The organism is Pseudolactococcus chungangensis CAU 28 = DSM 22330, assembly GCF_002441885.1.
Lineage (GTDB): Bacteria > Bacillota > Bacilli > Lactobacillales > Streptococcaceae > Pseudolactococcus > Pseudolactococcus chungangensis.
In genome coordinates this window covers 15,183-39,688 of sequence record NZ_JXJT01000011.1, presented here as the reverse complement: position 1 = coordinate 39,688, position 24,506 = coordinate 15,183, and the positions used below count along the sequence as shown (strand labels likewise).

The following is a 24,506-nucleotide window of genomic DNA, read 5'->3' as shown; positions in this document are numbered from 1 at the left end:
CCTCTGAAAGAGGCCGTATTTGGATGCAGGTTAATAGTTGTTGTATGATTAGTCTTTTGATGGTGACTAACTTCAAAAGGCTAATTGCACTAAAATAGGATTAATCATTTTCCTTAATCTGGTCTTGTAACGCTTTGAGTTCTTTTTTAGTCTCACTTTGTGCGCTATTGACAATATGTTTAATATCATTTCGTTTAACTGCCCAACCAGTAATGACACCTAAAATATACAAGGCAATAATCAATACTAATAACGGAATATCGAGTGAGAAAAATACAAGATTAAGTGAAACCGAGTTAAGGTTTTGAAAGGCAAAAATTAAGACTAAAATGATGACAATTAATGTCAAAATACGTTTCAGTGTTGCGATTTTTTTAACTTTTCCATAAATCCTCCATTTTGTTTAACGCTGTGAGTTGAGATACACCAAAAGCAGAGTATAGAATAATCTATCTGTCTTATTATAATACATGGCATATTATAACTTGTCAATAAAGTTTATCATTAGTGTTTTAGTTTAATAATATTGACTTTTTACAATAAAAAGAGCGCATAGAAAGTCTTAATTTTCTTGAAACCAAGACAGCAATTTAGAATAGAGATAGAAAAACGAAGTAAGTAGTGATATAATTAAGATATTGACGATTCTCTATTTTGCCATACATTTATAGAAAAGGCGTAGCGTCTAGATACAGCAATAAAAATAGGGAAGTATGGAGGAAAAAAGAATTAGATGTTAGAAAAAAATAAATCAAAACAAAGTTTATCAATAGTAGATAGTAAAGAGTTTAAAAGGGTGAAAAAAATATGAGCAGGTTCTCTTTCCAATTTTTTACGCCATTCATTCTATTAATTATTATGTTACTAGATGGTCAATTGACACGCTTACTCAGTACGAATGTGACAACTGTGACATCTTGTCTTCTTTTAATTTTTTTGACTTATAGTATCTTGCAGCATAGTTACCATTATATTGTTATCGTTGCTTTTGTCATCGGTCTTATCTATGATAGCTACTATATTGGTGTCTATGGTGTTGCAAGCTTGTTGTTTCCATTAATTGCACTTTTTGTATATAATATTAGACAAACAGTTTTTGCAAATCGTTTGACGCGAATTTTTACTGTGATTATCATTGTCACCGCTTTTGAATTTTTATCAGGTGTAATCATCGTAGGGTTTCAGATTTCAAACTTTAATTTTGGTGATTACATTATTTATGAAATAGCGCCTAGTTTATGCCTCAATATTTTCTTTGCCATTGCTTTGCAATCACCCTTGGAAAAATTTTATGGCATCACAAAAGCAAAGAAAGCGTTACAAATGAAAACTAAACTGTAATACAATCGTAACATTAATTGCACTTTGAAAGCGTATAATTAAAGTTGAACCGAAAACGCGTAAGCCTTTGGAGGAAAAAGAAAACTATATGAAGAAAAAATTGATATCGGCTCTTTTGTTATCTACTGTCGTTTTAACATCCGCTTCCACAGTATTAGTTGCTATGGCCGATGAAACAGATGATAAAATCGCAAGTCAAGATGCAAAAATTGCCTCGACAAAATCTGCTGAAGCAACTGCACAATCAGAAGTCGCAGGTATTCAATCACAGGTTAATACATTATCGTCTAAACAAAGTGCTCTTAAAAAAGAGACCGACGATTTGTTAAAAGAGTCTGAAAAACTACAAACCAAAATTGGTGAACTCACTAAAGAAATTAAAGAACGTGATGAAGCACTTAAAGCACAAGCACGTTCAGCTCAGACAGATGGCTCAGCAACATCTTATGTGGATGCTGTCATCAATTCTAAATCTTTATCAGATGTCGTGACACGTGTCTCAGCTATGAGAACCGTTGTTAAAGCGAATAACGACATGATGAAACAACAAGAAACAGCTAAAGCAGATTTAGATAAAGCACAAAAAGAAAATCAGGCTAAAGCAAACGAGGGGTATAAATTGCTTGCTCAAATGAATGATCAAGCTAAAACACTCGAAACACAACAAGCACAGCTTAAAGTTGCGCAGTTGAATTTAGCAGCAGAACGCGCAACGGCAGAGGGCGATAAAGCGTCATTGCTTGAACAGAAAGCAGCAGCTCAAGCAGCAGCAACAGCAGCAGCAGCTCGCGAAAAAGCTTATAATGATCAAGTGCAAGCTTCTCGTGATAAGGCAAACGAACAGGCCAATGGTGGCGGTTCTGCTGTTACACCAGTGACACCAGTGACACCGGTGACACCAGAACCTAGTCAGCCAGTGAGACCAGATGTACCAAATCCAACACCCCCAACACCTCCACCAAGTACGGGCAATACTTATCCAGTCGGCCAGTGTACATGGGGGGCTAAGGAGTTAGCACCATGGGCTGGCAATAACTGGGGTAATGGGGGTCAATGGGCTGCCTCTGCTGCTGTAGCTGGTTTCCGGACGGGTTCTACACCACAAGTCGGTGCCATCGCTGTTTGGCAGGGTGGTTATGGTCACGTTGCGGTTGTTTATGCTGTTGAAGGTGGTCAGATTAAAGTGCAAGAATGTAACTATAATGGTAATAGTGCCATCGGTGATTACCGTGGCTGGTTTACCCCGAGCGGTGTTACATTCATCTATCCAAATTAATGGTTCAATCAAAATCGTCTTAGGACGATTTTTTTGTAATTGAAATTTAAGTTACAAAATGGTAAAATTGATAAGAGTATATTGTTTTAAGACAATGACTACGACGCTTTGGGAGATGAAATGGCTAACATTATTCAAAAAATAATTGAAAATGATAAAAAACAATTAAAAAAATTGCATAAAATGGCAGAAAAGGTAGAAAGCTATGAGACTGCTTGTGCAGCAATGTCTGATACTGAACTTCAAGCTAAAACACCAGAGTTTAAACAACGCTATCAAAATGGCGAAACGCTAGATGATTTGCTTTATGAAGCTTTCGCGGTTGCTCGCGAAGGTGCAAAACGTATTCTAGGTCTTTTTCCATACCATGTTCAAATTATGGGTGGGATTGTCTTGCATAATGGGGATGTCCCTGAGATGCGGACTGGTGAAGGTAAAACCTTAACAGCGACAATGCCAGTTTATTTGAATGCTTTGGCGGGTGAAGGTGTCCACGTTGTCACGGTCAATGAGTATCTGTCAGCGCGTGATGCAACTGAAATGGGTGAGCTTTATAATTGGCTTGGTTTAACTGTTGGAATTAACTCATCAACTAAATCAGCGATTGAAAAACGTGAGGCTTATGCTTGCGATATCACTTATTCAACTAACTCTGAGTTAGGGTTTGACTATCTACGTGATAATATGGTGACGACTTTTGAAGAGATGTCACAACGTCCATTGAATTTTGCATTAGTTGATGAAGTGGATTCGATTTTAATCGATGAAGCGCGGACACCGTTGATTATTTCAGGTCAAGCAGAAAGCTCAAGCGCCCTTTATTATCGTGCAGATCAGTTCGTGAAATCTTTGAATGGTCGTGAAGACTATGAAGAGGGTGATGATTATAAAATTGATGTGCAATCTAAAACAATTAGTTTGACAGAGGAGGGGATTGATAAAGCAGAGAAATTCTTTGCGATTGATAATCTCTATGACCTTGAAAATGCTGCATTGACTCACTTTGTAGATAATTCTCTTCGTGCAAACTATATCATGTCACTTGATTTTGACTACATGGTAGATGACAATCAAGAGGTTTTGATTGTCGATCAATTTACAGGTCGTGCGATGGAGGGCCGTCGGTTCTCTGATGGGCTTCACCAAGCGATTGAGGCCAAAGAAGGCGTGCCAATCCAAGATGAGTCTAAGACCATGGCGTCTATTACTTATCAAAACTATTTCCGGATGTATAAAAAATTGGCAGGGATGTCAGGGACAGCTAAAACAGAAGCGGAAGAATTCCGTGAAATATATAATATGCAAATCATCCCAATTCCAACAAATATGCCTATCATTCGTGTGGATCATCCAGATTTACTTTATCCTACGATTGAATCAAAATTTGCGGCTGTTGTCCGTGATGTCAAAGACCGTCATGAAAAAGGACAACCGATTTTGATTGGGACTGTTGGTGTAGAGACATCGGAGATCATTTCGCAAAAATTAGTCGAATCTGGTATTCCTCACGAAGTCTTGAATGCTAAGAATCACTTCAAAGAAGCTCAAATTATTATGAATGCCGGTCAAAAGGGTGCAGTAACCATTGCGACCAATATGGCTGGACGTGGTACCGATATTAAATTAGGTGCTGGTGTTGTGAATCATCCAGATTCTGAATATCGTGGGCTGGCTGTAATCGGTACAGAGCGTCATGAATCTCGTCGGATTGATAATCAGTTACGTGGCCGTTCTGGGCGTCAAGGAGATCCAGGTGTGTCACAATTCTATCTGTCGCTTGAAGACGATTTGATGCGTCGTTTTGGTAGTGAACGTGTAGCTGCCGTACTTGAGCGTTTCAAAATTGAGGGTGAAGATGCGGTGATTAAATCACGCATGATTACCAATCAGATTGAAGCATCACAAAAACGTGTTGAGGGTAATAACTACGATTCTCGTAAACAAGTCTTACAATATGATGATGTCATTCGTGAGCAACGTGAAGTCATTTATAAACAGCGTTACGAAGTAATCACTGCTCAAGAAAGCTTGACGCCACAGCTTTTGGGTATGTTTGAGCGGACGATTGATCGCATAATTGCGGGACAAGCACCTTTAGGTAAGTTAGATGAAACGGGCACACAGGACTTGATTGTTCAAGTGGAAAGTAGTTTTTTACCTGATGGCGAAATCACTGCATCTGATCTTGAAGGTCTGAGCTTATCTGATGTAAAAACGTTGATTTTTGATAAAGTTAAAGCTATCTATGCTGAACAAATGGAAAAATTGGCTGAACCAGATCGTCAATTAAGTTTCCAACAAGCGGTTATTCTAAGAACGGTTGACACGAATTGGTCAGATCATATCGACCAATTGGATCAAATGCGTCAAAGTGTCGGCTTACGTGGCTACGCGCAAAATAATCCGCTTGTTGAATATCAACAAGAAGCTTTTAATATGTTTAACAACATGGTAGGTGCTATCGAGTTTGAAGTGACACGTTTAATGATGAAAGCGCAAATTCATCCGCAAACAACGATTCAGCAAGATACTGGACCAAAAGTTGTGACAACGGCTTCACTAGAGAATTTGACGGATGTAACCCCATCAGAAGCATCAACAAATGACGAGACATCAGGTTTAGATTTTTCAAATGTGAAACGTAACGATCCATGTCCATGTGGCTCTGGCAAGAAATATAAAAATTGTCATGGTCGTGTTAACATCGCTTAGTAGATAAAGCAAGTTGCAAGTTTTCAAAGTAATTTATAAGTACCGATGTGCATTGAAAACAATTCCTTGAGGGTAGGAAGTCTAAGACGGATTATCCAATTAAAAGATTGAAAGATTGAAAGTAAATAAATGACATTTAAAGAAATTTCTAAAAAACTAGAGATAGAAGAAATAAAAGAATTAGGTAAACTTTCAGCGGCAACTAAAGCTTTGAAAGAAGCCCGTGACCGCGAGTTAGAAGCCATAATCAAAGGAGAAGATGACCGTATTTTATTGGTTATCGGTCCTTGTTCATCTGATAATGAAGAAGCTGCACTTGAATATGCGCGTCGTTTGGCTAAATTGCAAGAAACAGTTAAAGATAAAATTTTCATGGTGATGCGTGTTTATACGGCAAAACCACGGACTAATGGAGATGGCTATAAGGGCTTGATTCATCAGCCAGATGCGACAGCGCAACCTAACCTTTTGAATGGGATTAAAGCTGTTCGTGAATTGCATTATAAAGTCATTACTGAGACTGGTTTAACGACTGCTGATGAGATGCTTTACCCTGAAAATCTTCGCATTATCGATGATTTAGTTAGCTATATTGCAGTTGGTGCGCGTTCTGTTGAAAACCAACAGCATCGTTTTGTAGCTTCGGGCATTGATGTACCAGTTGGCTTGAAAAATCCGACATCTGGTAACCTGAATGTGATGTTCAATGGGATATATGCTGCTCAGGCACCACAAAACTTCCTATTCAACCGTACAGAAGTTGAAACGGAAGGTAATCCTTTGGCACATGCCATTCTCCGAGGCGCTTTGAATGAATATGGCAAAAACATCCCTAACTTTTATACAGATGATTTATTGGGTGCGATTGCAACTTATGAAAAAATGGGTCTTGAAAATCCATTTATTATGATTGATACTAACCATGATAACTCAGGTAAACGTTATTTGGAACAAATTCGAATTGTACGCCAAACTTTAATCAATCGTCAATGGAATCCACTGATTCAGAAATATGTTCGTGGATTCATGATTGAGTCCTATTTGGAAGATGGCCGTCAAGATGAACCGGTCGTTTTCGGAAAATCAATTACAGATCCATGTCTTGGTTGGGATAAAACAGAAAACTTGATTAACGAGATTTATCAAGAACTGTAATAGCGTATCAGACTGATGTCCATAGTCTGAGTTAAGTCAGAAATCTGACGACAAAACTGGAGCATGCTTCAGTTTTTGTTTAAAATATTTTGTCAGAATTTTATAATAATTAGAAAGAAAATTAAAAATGGGAATTCATCAAAAAGGTGCAACAATTGACATCGCATCAGTTAAATCACATGCTAAATTAGAAGGTGATATTTTAGCTAAAAAAGAAGCACGTGATGCTGAGTTAGAACGTATCATCAAAGGAGAAGATGACCGTATTTTGCTGGTCATTGGTCCTTGTTCATCAGATAATGAATCTGCGGTCCTAGAGTACGCCCATCGCTTAGCTAAGTTACAAGAGCAAGTGAAGGATAAGGTCTTTATGGTGATGCGTGTCTACACGGCTAAACCTCGGACCAATGGTGATGGCTACAAAGGCTTAATGCATCAACCAGATACATCAAAATTACCAGATCTCATCAATGGCATTCAGGCTGTTCGTGACCTACATTATAAAGTGATTACGCAGACTGGTTTGACAACCGCTGACGAAATGCTCTACCCTTCTAACTTACGCATGGTCGATGATTTAGTCAGCTACCATGCGATTGGCGCACGGTCTGTAGAGGATCAGGAACATCGTTTTGTAGCTTCAGGTATCGATGCACCAACAGGTATGAAGAATCCAACATCTGGCAACTTGAGTGTGATGTTTAATGCCATTCATGCAGCACAAAACAAACAAAATTTCTTGTTTGGCAACGCTGAAGTAGATACTGATGGTAATCCTTTGGCTCATGTGATTTTGCGCGGTGCAACAAATGAGCACGGTGAAAACGAACCGAATTACTATTACGATAATTTGCTCAAAGCAATTGACACTTATGAAAAAATGGGTCTCAAAAATCCTTTCATCATGGTAGATACTAACCATGATAACTCTGGCAAACAATTTCTTGAACAAATCCGCATTGTACGTCAAACCCTGATTAATCGCGATTGGAATGATAAAATTGAGCAAACAGTACGTGGCTTTATGATTGAATCTTATTTAGAAGATGGTCGTCAAGATGCACCTAAAGTATTTGGTCAATCTATTACTGATCCATGTCTTGGATGGGATAAGACAGAAACATTAGTTAATGAAATTTATGAGACTTTGAAATAATCCGAAGAAAATAGAGGTAAATGCCTCTTTTCTTATGTCAATTTTAAATGATATAAAACAGTTCAGAGATTTATTGATAATTAGAGATAATAAGTCAAGAGTTTTTCATAAAGGTTATACCTCAGTTTGATAGTATTTCAATGAAAAGTAGCAAGTGTCATTGAAAAACTGGTATAGCACACTTTATAAATAATTGTTGCATTTTTATTGCAAACCTTTTCATTTTATGATAAACTATTGTTGTGATGGCTTTGAAATATAACTAAAGTCAAAAATATCGAAAAAACTAAGGAGAATGCAATCATGGCATCTAAAGATTTTCACATCGTAGCTGAAACAGGTATCCACGCACGTCCTGCAACTTTGCTTGTACAAGCAGCTTCAAAATTCACTTCTGACATCAACCTTGAATATAAAGGTAAATCAGTTAACCTTAAATCAATCATGGGCGTTATGTCACTTGGTGTTGGTCAAGGTGCTGACGTTACAATTTCTGCTGAAGGTGCAGACGCTGACGATGCAATCGCTGCGATCACTGAAACAATGACAAAAGAAGGATTGGCTGGAGAATAATCATGGCAGAGAAGCTTACAGGTATTGCCGCGTCTAGCGGTGTTGCAGTTGCCAAAGCTTATCTACTTGTTCAACCGGATTTGTCATTTGAGACAGTTACTGTCGAAAATACTGACAACGAGGAAGCTCGCTTGGATGCTGCTCTTGAAGCAAGCACAGGCGAGCTTAACGTTATCCGTGAGAAAGCTGTAGAAAGCCTAGGAAACGAAGCGGCAGCGGTCTTTGACGCACATTTGATGGTGCTTGCAGATCCAGAAATGATTGGTCAAATTAAAGAAACGATTCGCGCTAAGAAAACAAACGCAGAAACAGCACTTAAAGAAGTGACAGATATGTTTATTGCGATTTTCGAAGGTATGGAAGATAACCCGTACATGCAAGAACGTGCTGCTGACATCAAAGACGTTACAAAACGTGTGCTTGCAAATCTGCTTGGCAAGAAATTGCCAAGTCCTGCAACAATTGATCAAGAAGTGATCGTCGTTGCACATGATTTGACACCATCTGACACAGCGCAACTTGACAAAAAATTTGTTAAAGCCTTTATTACAAATATCGGCGGACGGACAAGTCACTCAGCAATCATGGCTCGTACGCTAGAAATCCCTGCAGTACTTGGTACAAATAACATCACAACACTTGTGACTGATGGTCAACTTTTGGCTGTCAACGGTATCACTGGTGATGTGATCATTGACCCAACAGAAACTGAACAAGCTGAATTTATCGCTGCTGGTAAAGCTTATGCTGATCAAAAAGCAGAATGGGCTTTACTTAAAGACGCTGAAACAATGACTGCTGATGGTAAACACTTTGAATTGGCTGCCAATATTGGGACACCTAAAGACGTCGTCGGTGTGAATGACAATGGTGGTGAAGCAGTCGGTTTATACCGTACTGAGTTCCTTTACATGGACTCACAAGACTTCCCAACTGAAGATGAACAATATGAAGCCTACAAAGCAGTGCTTGAAGGCATGAATGGTAAACCAGTTGTTGTCCGTACGATGGACATCGGTGGTGACAAAGAATTGCCTTATTTCGATCTTCCGAAAGAAATGAACCCATTCCTTGGTTACCGTGCGCTTCGTATCAGCTTGTCTGAAGGTGGCGACGCGATGTTCCGCACACAATTACGTGCTTTGCTTCGTTCATCTGTTCATGGTAAACTTCGGATCATGTTCCCAATGGTTGCACTCGTAACTGAGTTCCGTGCAGCTAAAAAACTTTTCGATGAAGAAAAAGCAAACTTGCTCGCTGAAGGCGTGGCAGTTGCTGATGATATTCAAGTGGGTATCATGATCGAAATCCCAGCAGCAGCAATGCTTGCTGACCAATTTGCTAAAGAAGTAGACTTCTTCTCAATCGGTACAAACGACCTCATCCAATACACGATGGCAGCTGACCGTATGAATGAACAAGTTTCTTACCTTTACCAACCTTATAACCCTTCAATCTTGCGCTTAATCAATAACGTGATTAAAGCAGCGCATGCAGAAGGTAAATGGGCTGGTATGTGTGGCGAAATGGCTGGTGACCAAACTGCTGTACCACTTTTAGTTGGTATGGGACTTGACGAATTCTCAATGTCAGCGACATCAATCCTACAAACACGTAGCTTGATGAAACGTCTTGACACTGCGAAAATGCAAGAATTGGCTAACAAAGCCTTGACTGAATGTGCAACAATGGAAGAAGTTGTTGCTTTGGTTGAAGATTATACAAAATAAACAATAAATAATCAAAACAGAGCTAGTCGCGAAAGTGACTGGCTTTTTTGATTTTCACTTAAATTGAAGTGTGAAATGCCATTTTGGGTATTGAGGCATTTTAGTGGTTGGTTTTGTAATGGGTACAGTAAATGGTTGTTCAAATGCTAAGAAGAAAAAATAATTTTAATTTTATCCATGGGACGATAGCTGTCTTGACAGTGTTGATGTTAGTCTCTGAAATCGTGACACCTATTGTATTTCGTCAATCACTTCATTTGCCTGTTATCATCGGTATTGCTTGTGGTATTTCACTTTTTTTGAATAAGGAAAGGGCAGTTAATATGACATTGATATAAAAAATTCAGCAACTCTTATCAAAGAAAAATAATTTAAACTGACGATACAAGACGCAACTGCACAAAATTGGAGGGAGTATTTTATTTCTGATAATCCGTATAGTTCGAATGATATAGTTGAGATTGGAGATGATTATGTCATAATTGATAAACAAAAACAACAATTACTACTGCCTGAGTGGCGAATATCTGCGGTTATCGTCATGTGATTAAGAAAAGTTTCGAAAATCACAGTCTAATCATTTTCAATAGAAAGATAATAAAACGATCTTGGTTGCCAATCTATTATGCGACATATCTTTTAAATGTCTATACTTATCATATTATTTAGATAGAATAAAGTAAGGAAATGTTCAAATAAAAAGTTTGAACGTTTTTTTGTACTAAATGAGAAATACTGCATGTCATTCGTGGTATATTTTGGTCATTCATACAAATTTTAGGTTATTCGTGGCATATTTTCGTCCGTTTTTGGCATCTTGGAAAAAATAATTTTTTTTCGTGTAAAATAAGAGAATAGAGATGGTTGATGAGGGAGATGCGATGACAACTATTGAGAACACGGTATTCAGACAATTAAATGAGCAAGAATTGACATTTGTTAGTGGTGGTATATTAGGGATAACATTAAACAAGCAAGAGTTGAACACCAGATGACTCAGACGATGTTAGCTCGAGCGCTTTTTGTCAGCAAACAAGCGGTGAGATAGTGGGAAAAAAGGTGCGTGAACCGAGTGTTGCGACGGTGGTACAGCTGGGAGAGATACTTCATGTTTCTTTTGATAAATTATTGAAATAGAATTTGACCGATATAACGAATGAAAGGTGGTGAAAATGTTAAAAAGATATCAATATGTCCGACAAGTTGATACACGAGATTGTGGTGTTGCAGTACTTGCGACGGTTGCTAAACATTACGGTTCACATTTTTTTTAGCGCACCTACGTGAGCTAGCCAAAACTGATATGGAAGGGACTACAGCTCTTGGAATTGTTAAGACGGCTCAAGTGCTTAATTTTGAGACGCGTGTACTTCAAGCAGATATGACGCTTTTTGAGCTAACAGAAATACCTTATCCATTTATTGCGCATGTGACTAAAGATGATAAGTTGTTACATTACTATGTGGTATATGGTGCTAAAAAAGATAAACTCATTATTGCTGATCCGGATCCTGATGTGGGTGTGATGAAAATGTCGAAAGAAAAATTTTCGGCTGAATGGACAGGGGTAGCTATAACTCATTTTGACAGGTCAAATTAAATCAATTGCTAAATCTGCTACCCAAATTAAAGGACATAATTTTTTTCAAGTCAAAGCACAAGTCACTTCTAAGGCACCAGAAAGAAAACAATTAATTTATGGCTTACAAGGAAGAGTTTCTGGTGTCGTTGATAAAAAGACTTTCTTTCAATATTATCTGGATAAATTCTTTGATGGACATTGATGCTAGATAGAGTATAATTGCTTTGTTTGTTTGAAATATGTCCCGATTTTACATTGGCAATAAAAAAGATTTGTGTTAGAATGAAAAGAAATTATCTAAGAAAACGTTTTCTTAGATAGCTATGGACCATTATTTGATGACTGGATTGATATTATCTTGTGATGAAGTAAGGGTGGGGAAGATAAATCACCGTAAAGTGTACGTTGCATTCGGAGAAAGTATAGAAATGGCTAATGCTGTGTCTATATTTAGGAATTCAGGAGAAAAAGAATGAATGAAACAATGCCTAAAGTAAAAAAAGCTGCGATGTTACCTAACAATTTCATCATGCTTGATTTTGACAATGGTGAGCGTCGGTACTTACCTTCTCACTATCTCCAACAATACGAAAACGCCTTAGCTGGAGATAAAGCAGTGACTAAGGGGACGCGTCGAACGATTGCTGTATCGCCGAGCATTACTTTTTTCGGTAATCAGTTTGACATTCAAGATGATGGCACAGTTATCCTCAATGAAAAAGATCGGTATACACATGAGGAATTGTGGCAAAATAGTGTGGCGCGCATCTCGGATGCTAAGCATGCTATACCAGATGCAACGCATTGGAAACGCAATATCGTTATCGCCTTACTTTTAGCATCGCCTTTAGTGATTATGATGATAGTTGCTTTAATTCAAGGGTGGTAAATCTGACATGAGGAACTAGACGGTCGTGTCTAGTTTTCTTTCAGGATGAATTGTTGGACAATTCAATAATTTCTTAGATAATTTGGAAAGGTGACTTGCTAGCGCGAATGTCCAGTATTTTTAAAAATATAATCGTTATTTTCAGGAAATGAGATAAGACAAAAGTTATAAAAGAGTTAGGGGAGCTCAAAAGATGTGATAAAGGGGGAAATTAAATGGATAAAAAAATAAAAGTATTTAAGCAACTTGACAATTTTTTGGAGATGTGTGAACGTGATCTCGCCAATATTCAGGGCGGGAGAAAATGTTTTGTTTTGATACCGTTTTCTAGTTTGTTTCAGGTGATAAAGTGATGTTAGATATACTGTTGCTTGCTTTAACTTTGATTTTATATATGCTAAATGGTTCTTATATTTTATACCATTTTAGTGTACTGAAGATAAAATTTGTGTCGTTCTCGATTTTTTGTATTGTTGAATTACTTATTGTTTTACTGAGTGTTGCGGTTCATCATGGTTGGTTTCGCTTTCTCATAGAACTGGTCATGTATATCTCGCTTTTACAGCATTTCAGAAACAAAGATTTTAAAGTGAATACTTTTCTAACGATGTTTACACTAACGTTCTGCTACTTTGTAAAAATGTTTATTTCTATCTTTATTGTTAGACATATTTTTAAAATCAAAGATGATATCATTTGTGGCGTGATCGGTGATTTTTGTGTCATACCGTCTTATTTTATATTATTAAAGTGTTTGGCAATCAATCCCAAACAGCTTATCATTGCAGATCAAGAGTGGGAGTCGGATTTTGGGGATTCAGAAGACAACCTGGAGGAATTTAAGAGGGAACGTGACTTTGAACAAGAGCAAAATAAGTTGATTGTTTTTTCAGAAATTATTATGATATTTTTTTATCTCTATAACAATTTTGTCAGATTATCAGATTTCGGTAGCCGTTTCAATTTTAGATATGTTGTTTTTATCTACGTATTCTTGTTTTTTATGATGCTTCATTTAATTAATGTCAAGTATAAAGAATGGGAGAACAGCAAATTATTGATTTATAAAGATCGCCTGCTGTCAGGGTTAGCAACTTACACGCAGGAAGTAGATAAATCTTATCAATCTGTTCGTATGTTTCGACATGATTTTACGAATATTCTTGTGTCGATGCGTGAAACAATTGAAACGCAGGAAATAGAGGCAGTTAGAAAAACCTACGGTGAAATTCTGGAAAAGAGTAGCATCATCCTTGAAGAAAATCGAAAAGAAGTTGCGAAACTTTCTAATATCACTGTTTTAGAGTTAAAGAGTGTCCTTTCCGCAAAGATATTACAAGCTGAAATGAGGAATGTTACAGTTGAGTTAGAGATACCAGGGGTCATTGATAATATACGAGTAGAAAAACTGGATATTGTTAGGTTAATTGGTATTGCATTGGATAATGCCATTGATGCAGCAGTTGAAACTGAAGTAGATAAGGCAGTTATTAAAGTAGCTATTTTTAATAAAGGGTTGACGAGATATTACGTGATAGAAAATGATATGGTTCAAGAAAAGTTGCCGATACCTTTGATATTTGAGGAAGGCTATTCAACAAAAGGGGCACATCGCGGTCATGGCCTTGCCAATTTAGATGCTATTACTAGCAATTACCCAAGTGTCAGTTATCGGATACAGGCTAAAAATTATAAATTTAGAATCGAATTAGAGATGAGTTGAGGATGAAAGTTTATATATTGGAAGATGAAATTGTTCAACAATTTCGGTTGGAGAGTTTGATAAAAAACTATTTGCAGCAAAAGAAATACCCGGTTGAAGATATTGTCACGTGTGATCGCTCACGGGATCTTTTAGCATCACTTGAAGAAAGTTCCCGAAATAATATTTATTTCTTGGATATTGCTATAAAAGGCAATCAAAATGCTGGTTTAGAAATTGCTGAAAAGATTCGTAAACTAGACGCAATTGGACAAATTTCTTTTGTCACGACGCACAATGAGTTTGCATCTATTACTTATGAGTATAGGGTGAATGCACATGATTTTATTGATAAAATTTTACCACAAGAAGTTTTTGACGAGAGGATTATAGCAAATATTGATCACTATATCATGATTAATCGCCTTAAACCTTTGAATGAAGTATTTTCTTATAAAACACGAACAGGTAAGGTTATTGAAGCGTTATATGCCGAAATTCGATACTTTGAAACGACTGGAATTGCGCATAAATTACTTTTGCAAATGGATGGTGAAACCTTGACCATGTATGGCAATATGAATGAGATTGAAAAGATGTCTAATCACTTGGTGCGGGTGCATCGTTCTTTTTTGGTAAATCAATCTTTCATTAAAAAAATTTATAAAAGAGAAAAAATCATTGTGCTAGAGGATGATACAGAAATTCCAGTATCTCGAGCAGGTTTTAAACGATTGGAACAAGTTTGGCTAAAAAGATAGGGATAACATTTGTCAACGTTTTCAAAATAACGTAAAATAGAGGTAGGATAACTCTAAAAAAATAGATTCGTGTGAATCTTGACAGGTGTCGTTTTCAGAGGTCTGATTAAGAAAGTGGTGATGAAGATGGAAAATATAGGAAATGTGACAGGACTTGTCCATTCGACAGAAAGTTTCGGTAGTGTTGATGGACCAGGTGTTCGCTTTGTTATTTTTATGCAAGGCTGTAAAATGCGTTGTAAGTTTTGCCACAATCCAGACACATGGGCAATGAGTAATAGCAAGGCAAAAGAGCGAACGGTTGATGAAGTTCTTGCTGAAGCGATGAAGTTTAAATCGTTTTGGGGCAGTCGTGGTGGGATTACGGTCTCTGGCGGCGAGGCCATGTTGCAAATGGACTTTGTGACGGCTTTGTTTACGAAAGCAAAATCCCTTGGCATACATTGCACACTAGATACATGTGGGCAGCCTTTTTCAACCAAACCAGAAACATTAGCGAAAGTGGATAAACTGCTCGCTGTGACTGATTTAGTCTTGCTCGATATTAAAGAGATTAATGAGATCAGACATTATGACTTGACTGGTCATAAGAATGATAATATTATCGCTTTTTCACGTTATTTATCAGATAAGCAGGTTCCTGTATGGATTCGCCATGTTCTGGTACCAGGTGAAACAGATTTTGATGAAGATTTACAAGCATTAGGTGACTATGTCAAGACATTGTCAAATGTTGAAAAATTTGAAGTCTTGCCCTACCATACGATGGGGGAGTTCAAGTGGAGAGAGTTAGGGTGGGATTATCCGCTGATTGGTGTCAAACCACCAAGTAGCGAGCGTGTCGCCAATGCCAATTCACTCTTACAGACAGAAAATTATAAAAAATATCTGGAGCGCGTGAGCAGATAGGTATCCTAAGGTAGTGAACTGGGTTGAAAAATGAGAAATCGAGGTATCTGTTACTTCGATTTTTTAGATGACGTAGGACGCTATTAGTTTATGAAAGCAAAGCGTGATATAATAAAGTTAGACACTTTTTAAAATCAAGCATAGAAAGACAGATTCAATGACAAAAATAATTTTCATGGGAACACCAGCTTTTTCAGTACCTGTTTTAGAGGGGCTAGTTGAGAAAGGCTATGAGGTGTTAGCAGTTGTCACGCAACCGGATCGGGCAGTTGGTCGTAAAAAAGAAATTAAGATGACACCCGTCAAGGAGGCTGCTTTGCGGCATAAGTTGCCAGTTTATCAGCCTGAGAAAATCTCGGGTTCTGAGGAAATGGCAGAGTTGATGACATTAGGTGCAGATATGATCGTGACAGCGGCATTTGGTCAATTTTTACCAGAACGTTTGCTTAATTCTGTTAAACATGCTGTCAATGTTCATGCTAGTCTTTTGCCCAAGTATCGCGGTGGTGCACCTGTCCATTATGCCATCATCAAAGGGGATCAAGAGGCTGGTGTGACAATCATGGAAATGGTAAAAAAAATGGATGCAGGTGATATGATTTCGCAACGTGCCATTCCGATTACCGAAGCTGATAATGTGGGCACGATGTTTGAAAAACTCAGTCTTGTCGGTCGGGAACTTCTGCTAGATACTTTACCAGATTATCTGGCAGGTAATCTCAAACCACAGCCACAGGATGAAACAAAAGTCACCTTTTCACCTAATATCACACCAGAAGAAGAACGGATTGATTGGCAGCTTTCTGCGCGCGATATTTTCAATCAAGTGCGTGGCATGTATCCGTGGCCAGTTGCGCACACGATTTGGCAAGGGATGCGTTTTAAACTTCATGAGGTCGCATTGGCTGATTCAAGTCATGTCAATGGTATTCCAGGTCAAGTGATTGAAAAGACGAAAAAAAGTTTAATCATTGCCACAAAAAAAGGGGCTATCAGCTTAACGATTGTACAGCCAGCAGGTAAGCCTAAGATGCCTATCCAAGATTTCCTAAATGGTTTAGGAAAAAATATAAATATCGGAGATCAATTTGAGTAATAATCCGCGCCGAGTGGCGCTTTCTGTCATTAATGATGTATTAAACAATGGTGCTTATGCCAATATTGCACTTAATGAAAAAATCAAATCAGAGCATTTGACTGAGCTAGATAAAAAGTTGGTGACACAGCTTGTTTATGGTACGATTTCAAAAAAAATCACGTTGGACTGGTATACCAAGCCTTATGTCAAAAAGACTAAGAAATGGGTAAAAAATCTGTTAGCCATGACGGTTTATCAGATGATTTATATGGATCGTATTCCGACATCAGCTGCGGTTGATGAAGCGGTAAAGATTGCGAAAAAACAAGGTGATCAAAGATTATCAGGTTTTGTCAACGGTGTACTCCGTAATTTTACGCGTGCAGACCTCAGGTCTTTTGATGAGATTTCAGATTCAACGGAAAAATTAGGTATTCAATATTCGATGCCAGCTGAGTTAACACAAAAATTTGTGACACAGTTTGGATTTGAAAAGACACGTCAAATTTTTAAGAGTTTGGAAGAGCCGAGTCGTGCGAGTTTGCGCGTGAATACGACATTAACAGATGTCGAAACTGAATTTCACAAGTTATCACAAATGTTTGATATTGAAAAATCAGAACTCTCTCCGACAGGGATTGTGGCAAAATCAGGTCATTTTGCTGACTTGCTTGATTTCAATGATGGGTTAATCACGATTCAAGATGAGTCAAGTCAATTAGTCGCTGTGGCATTAGATGCACAACCGGCTGACAAGATTTTGGATGCTTGTGCGGCACCTGGTGGTAAGACCGTTCATATCGCTGAATATCTGTCAGAACAAGGACATATCGAGGCGCTAGATTTATATACTCATAAGTTGCGTTTGATTCAGCAAAATGCCACGCGTCTTCACCAGGCAGAAAAAATTAGCTTGACGCAACTAGATGCGCGTCAAAGTTTTGAAAAATTTGGTGCAGAACGCTTTGATAAAATTTTGGTTGATGCTCCGTGTTCAGGACTGGGACTAATTCGTCGCAAACCAGATATAAAGTATCGAAAAGAAACGACTGATTTTGTAAATTTACAGAAAGTTCAGCTTGAAATTCTAGAAAATACTTGCAAAACCCTTGTAAGTAGTGGTACTATAGTGTATAGTACATGTACTATTTTTGACGAAGAAAATTTCCAAGTTATTGAAAAATTCTTGGCGAAACATCCTGAATTTGAGCAAGTGCCTTTGACGCATGAAAAAGCCGATATCATAAAAAACGGCTGTATCATGCTCACGCCAGATGCTTATCATACGGATGGTTTCTTCATAGCAAAATTGTGCAAAAAATAAGATGTATGTGGCTTAAGGCACTTCATTTTTTGAAAATGCGATAAGCTGAAATGCACTTAATCTCAAATGAAATTGTTTAAAAATGATAGTGGATGAAACCGTTGTTTTTATAACTTGAATGAGGACTTGAATGAAGTACAGTATTTTGTCAGACGTTGGGCAAAAACGCATGAATAATCAGGATTATGCCGACACCTATGAAAATCAGCAGGGTGAGCGGATTTTTCTGCTTGCAGATGGTATGGGCGGCCATAAGGCCGGTAATGTGGCGAGTAAATTGACAGTTGAGGACCTTGGTAAAGCCTGGGCAGCAACTCATTTTACAGGGGAGAGCCATTCTGATGAGATTGAGTCATGGCTCCGTGCTCAAATTCGCGCTGAAAATGAGAATATCGCAAACCTTGGGAAATTGGATGATTATAAGGGGATGGGGACGACGCTTGAGGCAGTCGTCGTTCAAAAACATCAAATTATTAGTGCTCATGTTGGCGATTCTCGGACACAAGTGATTAAAAATGGAGAATTAATCCGAATCACACGTGACCATTCGCTTGTCCAAGAATTGGTAGATGCTGGTGAGATAACGGCAGATGAGGCTGAAAAACACCCGAATAAGAATATTATTACACGTTCTTTAGGCCAACCGACAGATATTGATGTTGATACCCTGACGCTTGAAATTGACGCAGATGACATTATTATCATGAGCTCTGATGGTTTGACGAATATGGTGTCGGCTGAGACAATCATAGAGACTGTAGATAATGATCAGGATGTGACCGACCAAGCGCAAGCCCTAGTTGCCCTTGCGAATGAAAATGGTGGTCTAGATAATATCACGGTTATTTTAGTCAAATTTGATAAAGGAGATCTGTAAGATGATACAAATTGGAAAAATCTATGCAGATCGTTATCGCGTGATTAGAGAAATCGGTCGTGGCGGTATGGCTAATGTCTATTTGGCAGAAGATACTTATCTAGATAACCGTCAGGTCGCGATTAAAATTTTGCGTTCAAACTTTGAAAATGACAGTTTAGCGATTGCACGTTTTCAACGTGAGGCTTATGCCATGGCAGAATTGAATCATCCGAATATTGTCGGCATCTCTGATGTCGGTGATGCAGATGATCAGCAATACATTGTCATGGAATATATTGACGGCTTGACGCTGAAACAATATATCAATGAACACGCACCGCTTGCCAATGAAGAGGCAATCAGAATTGGTGATGAAATTTTAGCTGCTATGGCTTTAGCGCATAGTAGTGGCATTATTCATCGTGATTTGAAACCGCAAAATATTCTTATCACAAAAGACGGTACAGCTAAGGTAACAGACTTTGGGATTGCTAAGGCGTTGTCTGAAACATCTTTAACACAGACAAACTCTATGTTTGGTTCTGTGCATTACCTCAGTCCGGAACAAGCTCGCGGAGGTAACGCAACACCTCAAAGTGATCTTTATGCGATAGGAATTATCATTTATGAGATGTTGACAGGTTCGATTCCTTTCGATGGCGATAGTGCTGTTACCATTGCTCTCAAGCATTTCCAAGAGAACTTGCCAAGTATCATTAATCAAAATAAAAATGTACCACAGGCTCTTGAAAATGTTGTGATTAAGGCAACGGCTAAAAAATTGTCAGATCGTTATGAGAACGTGACGGATATGCGTCGTGATTTAAATCTTGCTTTGAGTTTGGACCATGCTCATGACCCGAAATTAACTTTTGTCGAAGATGAAGATGCCACAAAGATTCTGCCTAAAATGCTGATTCCGGATAATGGTAATACGGATAAATTGGTAACAAAGGTGACACAAGATACTGCAGGAGATGGTACAACAGGTGGCATTGAGCCACTTGTTGGCACGAGTAAGAAAAAGCGAGTGCCTAGGGGTGTGATAATCGGTGGTGTGGTAGCAATTGTTTTAGCGCTTGCGGTGGTAGCGCTTATTCTGACGACACCTAAAGAAGTGAAAGTACCTGATGTGACGGGGATGACAGTTGCTCAGGCGAAAACAGTGCTCAAAAATAGCAAATTAAAGGTTGGTAGTGAGATTAAAGAAGTCAGCGTTTTGGATGAAGGTAAGGTAACGCGGACAAATCCAGAAGCTAAGACAGTTAAAAAAGAGGGATCAAGTGTCACGCTTTATGTGTCAAAAGGTGGCAATGTTATCAAGTTGAAAGACTATGTCGGTTGGGATGTTGATAAAGCGATTGATGATTTGATTCTCAAATATAATGTGGATGAAAGCCGAATCAATAAAGAATTTGTCAAGTCTGATAGTATTGATGCAGGTAAAATCATCAAGCAAACGCCTAGGAAAGATAAACTATTTGATTTAGACGGCAAGGATGATATTGTTTTCCAAGTTTCTGAAGGTAATCAAGCGGTTATGCCGACCTACCTGAATAATGGTTTGAGTATCAAGACTGTAGCGGCAATTAAGGCTGAACTTCAAAATATGGGCGTACCTGCTACAAATATCACAGTCGAATATACGCAAACGACTGACCAAAATGCAGATGGTTATGTCATTGGTTCAACTCCTGCACAAGGTGATACATTTAAAATCAAAGATACTAAGATTGTTTTGACGGTATTGCAATTTGACTCTGCAACTGCAAGCAAAGCGGCATCTGAGTCAGCGTCTCAATCTAAGTCAGAAAGTGACGCCAGTGCGTCTGCCTCGGTTTCAAAATCAATTGAAGATTCAAAAGCTAAAAGTGATGCGGATGCTAAAGCATCACAATCTGCCAGCTCGACACCTGCAAGTTCAACAACGCAATCAAAACCATAATAAAAAAACGATGTGAGTTGACAGCTCTGAAAAAAGCTGTATAATAGATAAAGTACCAACTGGTTCTGAGCTTAGCGAACGCCAAACGTTTGGCACGGAAACAGCAATAAAATCAATTGAGCACAAGCTCAATCATAAAAAGGAGAAACACAATGGCAATCTCAAAAGAGAAAAAAACTGAAATCATCAAGCAATATGCGCGTACTGAAGGTGACACTGGTTCACCTGAAGTTCAAATCGCTGTTTTGACTTGGGAAATTAACCACCTTAACGAACACATTCAAAATCATAAAAAAGACCACGCAACTTACCGTGGCTTGATGAAAAAAATCGGTCACCGTCGTAACTTGCTCGCTTACTTGCGTCAAAAAGATATCCCACGTTACCGCGAATTGATTTCATCACTTGGTCTTCGTCGTTAATGACAAGAAAAATCCTAATTTTATTGGGATTTTTTGTTTGCCTGAGATTATGGAGCTGAAAGCAAGCTAAAAATATGATAAAATAGGACTATTGAAACAAAAAACGGGGCAACTATCATTTTTGCCCCCAAAGGAGTAGCCGTGGGTCAAATACAAATTACAAATATGCGTTTTTACACGCACAATGGCGTTTTTGCTGAAGAAAAGACGCTGGGTCAACAGATTTCAGTCGATGTGACCGTCGATTATGACATTGAGCATCGGGTCAAGGACGACGACCTCACCACGACGATTTCCTATGCGGATGTGTACGACGCCATCCGAGATTATGTGACACAACATGATTTTAACCTCATGGAGTCGGTGGCAAATGGTGCATTAGACGCCTTATTGTCTGCTTTTCCAATAGCCGAAAAAATTCGACTCTCAGTTAAGAAATACTCGGTTCCGATTGCTGGGGTCTTTGATGACATTATCATTACTGTGGAGGGCAGTCATGCCTAAGGTTTATTTGAGCATCGGGACAAATCTTGGGGATAGACAGGCTAATTTACAGACAGCTGTTAATCACTTAACCAAGCGATACCCTGTGCTAGGTGTTTCTAAAATTTATGAAACACAGCCGGTCGGTGAGGTAGTTCAGGACGATTTTTATAACATTGCACTAGCCTTAGAGGTACCTGATACTTTAAAGCCTGAGGTGTTATTAACACAGACGCAGCAAATCGAAAAAGACATGAAACGGGTCAAGACCATTCATTGGGGGCCAAGAAAGATTGACCTTGATATTTTACTTTTCGGTGATGTGAGACTGGTGAGTGAAACACTCACCATTCCGCATGCTGAAATGGCAAATCGTCGTTTTGTCTTGCAACCCTTGCTGGAAGTGGCTGAACGCATTTCAGATGCTGCGACCGCGACTTTGGCACGACAATTACTTGACAAAACTGCTGACCAAAATTGGGTTCAGCCCACGAAATATGAGATAACACTTATCAATGTTGTTTAGCCCGCTACTTGGTTTTGGAGGCGACATTTTAGATTAGAAAGTATAGCATGAAGAAATTTTCTCAGGAACATCAAGAAATGCTTGAAACAGGCACAAAAAATTTGCTGCAAGCGATTGGGGATAATCCTAATCGAGATGGCTTACTCGAAACACCTAAGCGGGTAGCTAAAGCCTATGCTGAAATTTTTTCGGCAACTGGTGAGACGCAGTTTGACAATTATAAACTCTTTCCGACGGATCAAGACTCAGATATGGTCATCGTCGCAGATATTCCATTCTATGCCATGTGCGAGCACCACTTGTTGCCGTTTTTTGGGATGGTAACCGTTGGTTATGTTCCAGATGGTGAGATTATTGGTTTGAGTAAGATTCCTCGATTAGTCGATTGGGCAGCTCGTAGACCGAGCGTTCAAGAAAATCTAACGGCATTGATTTGCTCAGAAATGCAGCGAATTGTGCATCCTAAGGGTGTCGCTGTTCATATCCAATCGCGCCATATGTGTATGGAAATGCGGGGTATCAATCGTCCAGGCACCTTTACAACGACTAGCCTTTATAAAGGTATCTTGAAAACAGACGCCTTTTTACGCCAAGAATTTATGATGAAAGTGAGTGGCAAATGACTTTACCGCGTCGACTTGTTTTTGCATCAAATAATACAGCTAAGACCGCCGATGTTGCCAAATTTTTCAAACTCTATGGCATCGAGCTGATCAACTATCGTGAGCTTATGCCAGCGCAAGACTTCCCTCCAGAAACGACGAATGACCAAACCTTAAATGCGCGCATCAAAGCCCAGTTTATCCACGGTTTTCTTCCGACAGAGTATGTGTTAGCAGACGATTCAGGCATGTTTTTGCGTGCCTTTCCAGAGCGATTTGGCTTGACAACTGCTCGAGAATTTAGGGCGCTAGGGTTGACAACGGTGGCGGCAGAAAATCAGTATGTACTAGATTTATACGGTGCAGCGGATGAGCGCTCAGCCTATATGGCGGCGATTTTCGTTTTGATAACGCCTGATCATGATGTTATCACCGTCGAGGGGCGTGGTGGCGTGGCGATTTCATCTGAAAGTCGGGGGACATTTGGCAAAGGTCTGGATACGATTTTTCTGACAGAAACGGGTCAAACCATTGCCGAGCTGACGACTGCTGAACAACTCAACTACCACCACCGTGGACGTGCCACCAAACGGTTACTTGCTAAACTGCAGGACGACGACATTATTTGGCAGGCAAATGGTCATGACTTGACGCAAGAGACTGGTATGATTTATGGCGTCTTGAATGTCAGCCCTGAGTCTTTCTATAACGGCGAGCACGTCGGTGGTGTCGCTGATTCTTTGGCGCAAGCGACGCAGCAATTGGCTGATGGTGCCGATGTGATTGAGGTCGGCGGTCAAACGACAAGACCTGGTTTTGTCCCACTCACACCGGAGGAGGAGATTGCGCGGATAGTACCTGTCATTCAAGGTATCAAAAAAGCGCACCCCTACGCTGTGGTGGCTGTCGATACTTATAAGTATGAGGTCATGGTCGCAGCGATAAATGCTGGCGCTGACATTATCAATGACGTCAATGGCTTTACAGATGATACAAGGAAGTTGTCGCTTATGGCAACAACGGCTGTCGGGTTACTCACCATGTTCAACCCGAGGGACAATGAGCTGTCGTCAGATATTGCATCAGATATGATTGCCTTTTTTACGGATAATTTAGCTACTCTTGAGGCAGCGGGGATTGCACGTGAGCGCATCGCGCTTGATCCGGGTGTAGGCTATTCGAAAAATTCGGATGTGTATCAAGACTTGGCGATGATGCGTGCGGTTGAGCGCTTAACAGTTTTCAAACGCCCGATTATGACAGCCGTTTCTAATAAAGGCTGGGCAAAATTTTTATTTGATTTGCCTAAAGATGAGCGATCTGACCTGTCGCTGGTTGCAGCGACCGAAATGTATCGCTTAGGTGCCAAAATTTTACGGGTTCACGATGTCAAATCAGCCCGCCACATGACAAGTTTTGTTGAACTATTAAAAAACGCACATTAAGCCTGATCTGGCTCGATGTGCGTTTTTATTTATTGC

At 39.1% G+C, this 24,506-nt stretch carries 24 protein-coding genes and 2 pseudogenes; 25 read left to right on the top strand and 1 reads right to left on the bottom strand.

Features of this window, described 5'->3' with window-relative positions:
* Positions 1 to 100: 100 nt before the first annotated feature.
* Positions 101 to 349: a LapA family protein gene (locus RR45_RS06165; RefSeq protein ID WP_244148308.1), complete on the bottom strand. Its 249-nt coding sequence runs from the start codon at positions 347 to 349 to the stop codon at positions 101 to 103.
* Between the two features lie 458 nt (positions 350 to 807).
* On the opposite strand from RR45_RS06165, the gene mreD reads away from it, so the two are divergent.
* The 25 genes and pseudogenes from mreD (at position 808) to folP (ending at position 24,470) form a co-directional block, all read left to right on the top strand.
* Positions 808 to 1,341, top strand: a complete 534-nt coding sequence (gene mreD / locus RR45_RS06160; protein WP_031366396.1) for a rod shape-determining protein MreD — start codon at positions 808 to 810, stop codon at positions 1,339 to 1,341.
* An 88-nt stretch (positions 1,342 to 1,429) separates the two neighbouring features.
* Positions 1,430 to 2,617: a peptidoglycan hydrolase PcsB gene (gene pcsB, locus RR45_RS06155; protein WP_031366397.1), complete on the top strand. Its 1,188-nt coding sequence runs from the start codon at positions 1,430 to 1,432 to the stop codon at positions 2,615 to 2,617.
* 120 nt (positions 2,618 to 2,737) lie between these two features.
* A pseudogene (gene secA, locus RR45_RS06150) lies at positions 2,738 to 5,128 on the top strand (preprotein translocase subunit SecA); the annotation flags it as partial.
* Positions 5,102 to 5,329 carry an SEC-C metal-binding domain-containing protein gene (locus RR45_RS11640; RefSeq protein WP_425268461.1) on the top strand — a complete coding sequence of 76 codons (228 nt, stop codon included), beginning with the start codon at positions 5,102 to 5,104 and terminating at the stop codon, positions 5,327 to 5,329. The pseudogene secA and the gene RR45_RS11640, both read left to right, overlap by 27 nt.
* A 129-nt stretch (positions 5,330 to 5,458) precedes the next feature.
* Positions 5,459 to 6,484, top strand: a complete 1,026-nt coding sequence (locus RR45_RS06145; protein WP_031366399.1) for a 3-deoxy-7-phosphoheptulonate synthase — start codon at positions 5,459 to 5,461, stop codon at positions 6,482 to 6,484.
* A gap of 127 nt (positions 6,485 to 6,611) precedes the next feature.
* On the top strand, positions 6,612 to 7,640 hold the full coding sequence (locus tag RR45_RS06140) for a 3-deoxy-7-phosphoheptulonate synthase (protein ID WP_031366400.1): 1,029 nt from the start codon (positions 6,612 to 6,614) through the stop codon (positions 7,638 to 7,640).
* Positions 7,641 to 7,943: 303 nt separating this feature from the next.
* Positions 7,944 to 8,213, top strand: a complete 270-nt coding sequence (locus RR45_RS06135) for a phosphocarrier protein HPr (RefSeq protein ID WP_003139450.1) — start codon at positions 7,944 to 7,946, stop codon at positions 8,211 to 8,213.
* Positions 8,214 to 8,215: 2 nt separating this feature from the next.
* Positions 8,216 to 9,943 carry a phosphoenolpyruvate--protein phosphotransferase gene (gene ptsP, locus RR45_RS06130; protein ID WP_031366401.1) on the top strand — a complete coding sequence of 576 codons (1,728 nt, stop codon included), beginning with the start codon at positions 8,216 to 8,218 and terminating at the stop codon, positions 9,941 to 9,943.
* A 143-nt stretch (positions 9,944 to 10,086) separates the two neighbouring features.
* Positions 10,087 to 10,281 carry a hypothetical protein gene (locus tag RR45_RS06125; protein ID WP_143188751.1) on the top strand — a complete coding sequence of 65 codons (195 nt, stop codon included), beginning with the start codon at positions 10,087 to 10,089 and terminating at the stop codon, positions 10,279 to 10,281.
* Between the two features lie 522 nt (positions 10,282 to 10,803).
* The gene (locus RR45_RS11525; protein WP_280522682.1) at positions 10,804 to 10,938 is read left to right on the top strand and encodes a hypothetical protein; all 135 of its coding nucleotides are present in this window, start codon (positions 10,804 to 10,806) and stop codon (positions 10,936 to 10,938) included.
* Between the two features lie 177 nt (positions 10,939 to 11,115).
* Positions 11,116 to 11,519 (top strand): annotated as a pseudogene (locus tag RR45_RS06120) (cysteine peptidase family C39 domain-containing protein); the annotation flags it as partial.
* A gap of 7 nt (positions 11,520 to 11,526) precedes the next feature.
* On the top strand, positions 11,527 to 11,727 hold the full coding sequence (locus RR45_RS11635; RefSeq protein WP_031366403.1) for a hypothetical protein: 201 nt from the start codon (positions 11,527 to 11,529) through the stop codon (positions 11,725 to 11,727).
* Between the two features lie 270 nt (positions 11,728 to 11,997).
* The gene (locus RR45_RS06110) at positions 11,998 to 12,414 is read left to right on the top strand and encodes a hypothetical protein (RefSeq protein WP_072353637.1); all 417 of its coding nucleotides are present in this window, start codon (positions 11,998 to 12,000) and stop codon (positions 12,412 to 12,414) included.
* Positions 12,415 to 12,766: 352 nt separating this feature from the next.
* Positions 12,767 to 14,137, top strand: a complete 1,371-nt coding sequence (locus tag RR45_RS06105; RefSeq protein WP_031366405.1) for a sensor histidine kinase — start codon at positions 12,767 to 12,769, stop codon at positions 14,135 to 14,137.
* A 17-nt stretch (positions 14,138 to 14,154) separates the two neighbouring features.
* A complete protein-coding gene (locus tag RR45_RS06100; protein WP_244148307.1) occupies positions 14,155 to 14,877 on the top strand; it encodes a LytR/AlgR family response regulator transcription factor in 723 nt (240 codons plus the stop codon).
* Between the two features lie 120 nt (positions 14,878 to 14,997).
* Positions 14,998 to 15,786 carry a pyruvate formate-lyase-activating protein gene (gene pflA, locus RR45_RS06095; RefSeq protein WP_031366407.1) on the top strand — a complete coding sequence of 263 codons (789 nt, stop codon included), beginning with the start codon at positions 14,998 to 15,000 and terminating at the stop codon, positions 15,784 to 15,786.
* Positions 15,787 to 15,943: 157 nt separating this feature from the next.
* Positions 15,944 to 16,882, top strand: a complete 939-nt coding sequence (fmt, locus tag RR45_RS06090) for a methionyl-tRNA formyltransferase (protein ID WP_031366408.1) — start codon at positions 15,944 to 15,946, stop codon at positions 16,880 to 16,882.
* The gene (rsmB, locus tag RR45_RS06085) at positions 16,875 to 18,188 is read left to right on the top strand and encodes a 16S rRNA (cytosine(967)-C(5))-methyltransferase RsmB (RefSeq protein WP_031366409.1); all 1,314 of its coding nucleotides are present in this window, start codon (positions 16,875 to 16,877) and stop codon (positions 18,186 to 18,188) included. Before fmt ends, rsmB begins: the two co-directional genes overlap by 8 nt.
* 130 nt (positions 18,189 to 18,318) lie before the next feature.
* The gene (locus tag RR45_RS06080; protein WP_031366410.1) at positions 18,319 to 19,065 is read left to right on the top strand and encodes a Stp1/IreP family PP2C-type Ser/Thr phosphatase; all 747 of its coding nucleotides are present in this window, start codon (positions 18,319 to 18,321) and stop codon (positions 19,063 to 19,065) included.
* A gap of 1 nt (position 19,066) precedes the next feature.
* Positions 19,067 to 20,992 (top strand): Stk1 family PASTA domain-containing Ser/Thr kinase, encoded by a 1,926-nt coding sequence (pknB, locus tag RR45_RS06075; RefSeq protein ID WP_031366411.1) that lies wholly within the window; start codon positions 19,067 to 19,069, stop codon positions 20,990 to 20,992.
* A gap of 152 nt (positions 20,993 to 21,144) precedes the next feature.
* Positions 21,145 to 21,414 (top strand): 30S ribosomal protein S15, encoded by a 270-nt coding sequence (gene rpsO, locus RR45_RS06070; RefSeq protein WP_003139422.1) that lies wholly within the window; start codon positions 21,145 to 21,147, stop codon positions 21,412 to 21,414.
* Between the two features lie 141 nt (positions 21,415 to 21,555).
* Complete coding sequence (gene folB / locus RR45_RS06065; RefSeq protein ID WP_072353636.1) at positions 21,556 to 21,918, top strand: dihydroneopterin aldolase; 363 nt, start codon at positions 21,556 to 21,558, stop codon at positions 21,916 to 21,918.
* A complete protein-coding gene (gene folK / locus RR45_RS06060) occupies positions 21,911 to 22,423 on the top strand; it encodes a 2-amino-4-hydroxy-6-hydroxymethyldihydropteridine diphosphokinase (RefSeq protein ID WP_031366413.1) in 513 nt (170 codons plus the stop codon). The genes folB and folK overlap by 8 nt, the downstream gene beginning before the upstream one ends.
* A gap of 47 nt (positions 22,424 to 22,470) precedes the next feature.
* Positions 22,471 to 23,046, top strand: a complete 576-nt coding sequence (gene folE, locus RR45_RS06055) for a GTP cyclohydrolase I FolE (protein WP_031366414.1) — start codon at positions 22,471 to 22,473, stop codon at positions 23,044 to 23,046.
* Complete coding sequence (gene folP / locus RR45_RS06050; RefSeq protein ID WP_084463483.1) at positions 23,043 to 24,470, top strand: dihydropteroate synthase; 1,428 nt, start codon at positions 23,043 to 23,045, stop codon at positions 24,468 to 24,470. Before folE ends, folP begins: the two co-directional genes overlap by 4 nt.
* Positions 24,471 to 24,506 lie beyond the last annotated feature (36 nt).

Coding starts and splice junctions, on each gene's coding strand:
- RR45_RS06080 (WP_031366410.1), top strand. CDS start 18,319: ATGAAGTACAGTATTTTGTCAGACGTTGGGCAAAAACGCATGAATAAT.
- folE (WP_031366414.1), top strand. CDS start 22,471: ATGAAGAAATTTTCTCAGGAACATCAAGAAATGCTTGAAACAGGCACA.
- RR45_RS06140 (WP_031366400.1), top strand. CDS start 6,612: ATGGGAATTCATCAAAAAGGTGCAACAATTGACATCGCATCAGTTAAA.
- folK (WP_031366413.1), top strand. CDS start 21,911: ATGCCTAAGGTTTATTTGAGCATCGGGACAAATCTTGGGGATAGACAG.
- mreD (WP_031366396.1), top strand. CDS start 808: ATGAGCAGGTTCTCTTTCCAATTTTTTACGCCATTCATTCTATTAATT.
- RR45_RS06125 (WP_143188751.1), top strand. CDS start 10,087: ATGCTAAGAAGAAAAAATAATTTTAATTTTATCCATGGGACGATAGCT.
- RR45_RS06145 (WP_031366399.1), top strand. CDS start 5,459: ATGACATTTAAAGAAATTTCTAAAAAACTAGAGATAGAAGAAATAAAA.
- fmt (WP_031366408.1), top strand. CDS start 15,944: ATGACAAAAATAATTTTCATGGGAACACCAGCTTTTTCAGTACCTGTT.
- pflA (WP_031366407.1), top strand. CDS start 14,998: ATGAAGATGGAAAATATAGGAAATGTGACAGGACTTGTCCATTCGACA.
- RR45_RS11640 (WP_425268461.1), top strand. CDS start 5,102: ATGATGAAAGCGCAAATTCATCCGCAAACAACGATTCAGCAAGATACT.
- folP (WP_084463483.1), top strand. CDS start 23,043: ATGACTTTACCGCGTCGACTTGTTTTTGCATCAAATAATACAGCTAAG.
- rpsO (WP_003139422.1), top strand. CDS start 21,145: ATGGCAATCTCAAAAGAGAAAAAAACTGAAATCATCAAGCAATATGCG.
- pknB (WP_031366411.1), top strand. CDS start 19,067: ATGATACAAATTGGAAAAATCTATGCAGATCGTTATCGCGTGATTAGA.
- RR45_RS06110 (WP_072353637.1), top strand. CDS start 11,998: ATGAATGAAACAATGCCTAAAGTAAAAAAAGCTGCGATGTTACCTAAC.
- ptsP (WP_031366401.1), top strand. CDS start 8,216: ATGGCAGAGAAGCTTACAGGTATTGCCGCGTCTAGCGGTGTTGCAGTT.
- pcsB (WP_031366397.1), top strand. CDS start 1,430: ATGAAGAAAAAATTGATATCGGCTCTTTTGTTATCTACTGTCGTTTTA.
- RR45_RS11525 (WP_280522682.1), top strand. CDS start 10,804: ATGGTTGATGAGGGAGATGCGATGACAACTATTGAGAACACGGTATTC.
- RR45_RS06135 (WP_003139450.1), top strand. CDS start 7,944: ATGGCATCTAAAGATTTTCACATCGTAGCTGAAACAGGTATCCACGCA.
- RR45_RS06105 (WP_031366405.1), top strand. CDS start 12,767: ATGTTAGATATACTGTTGCTTGCTTTAACTTTGATTTTATATATGCTA.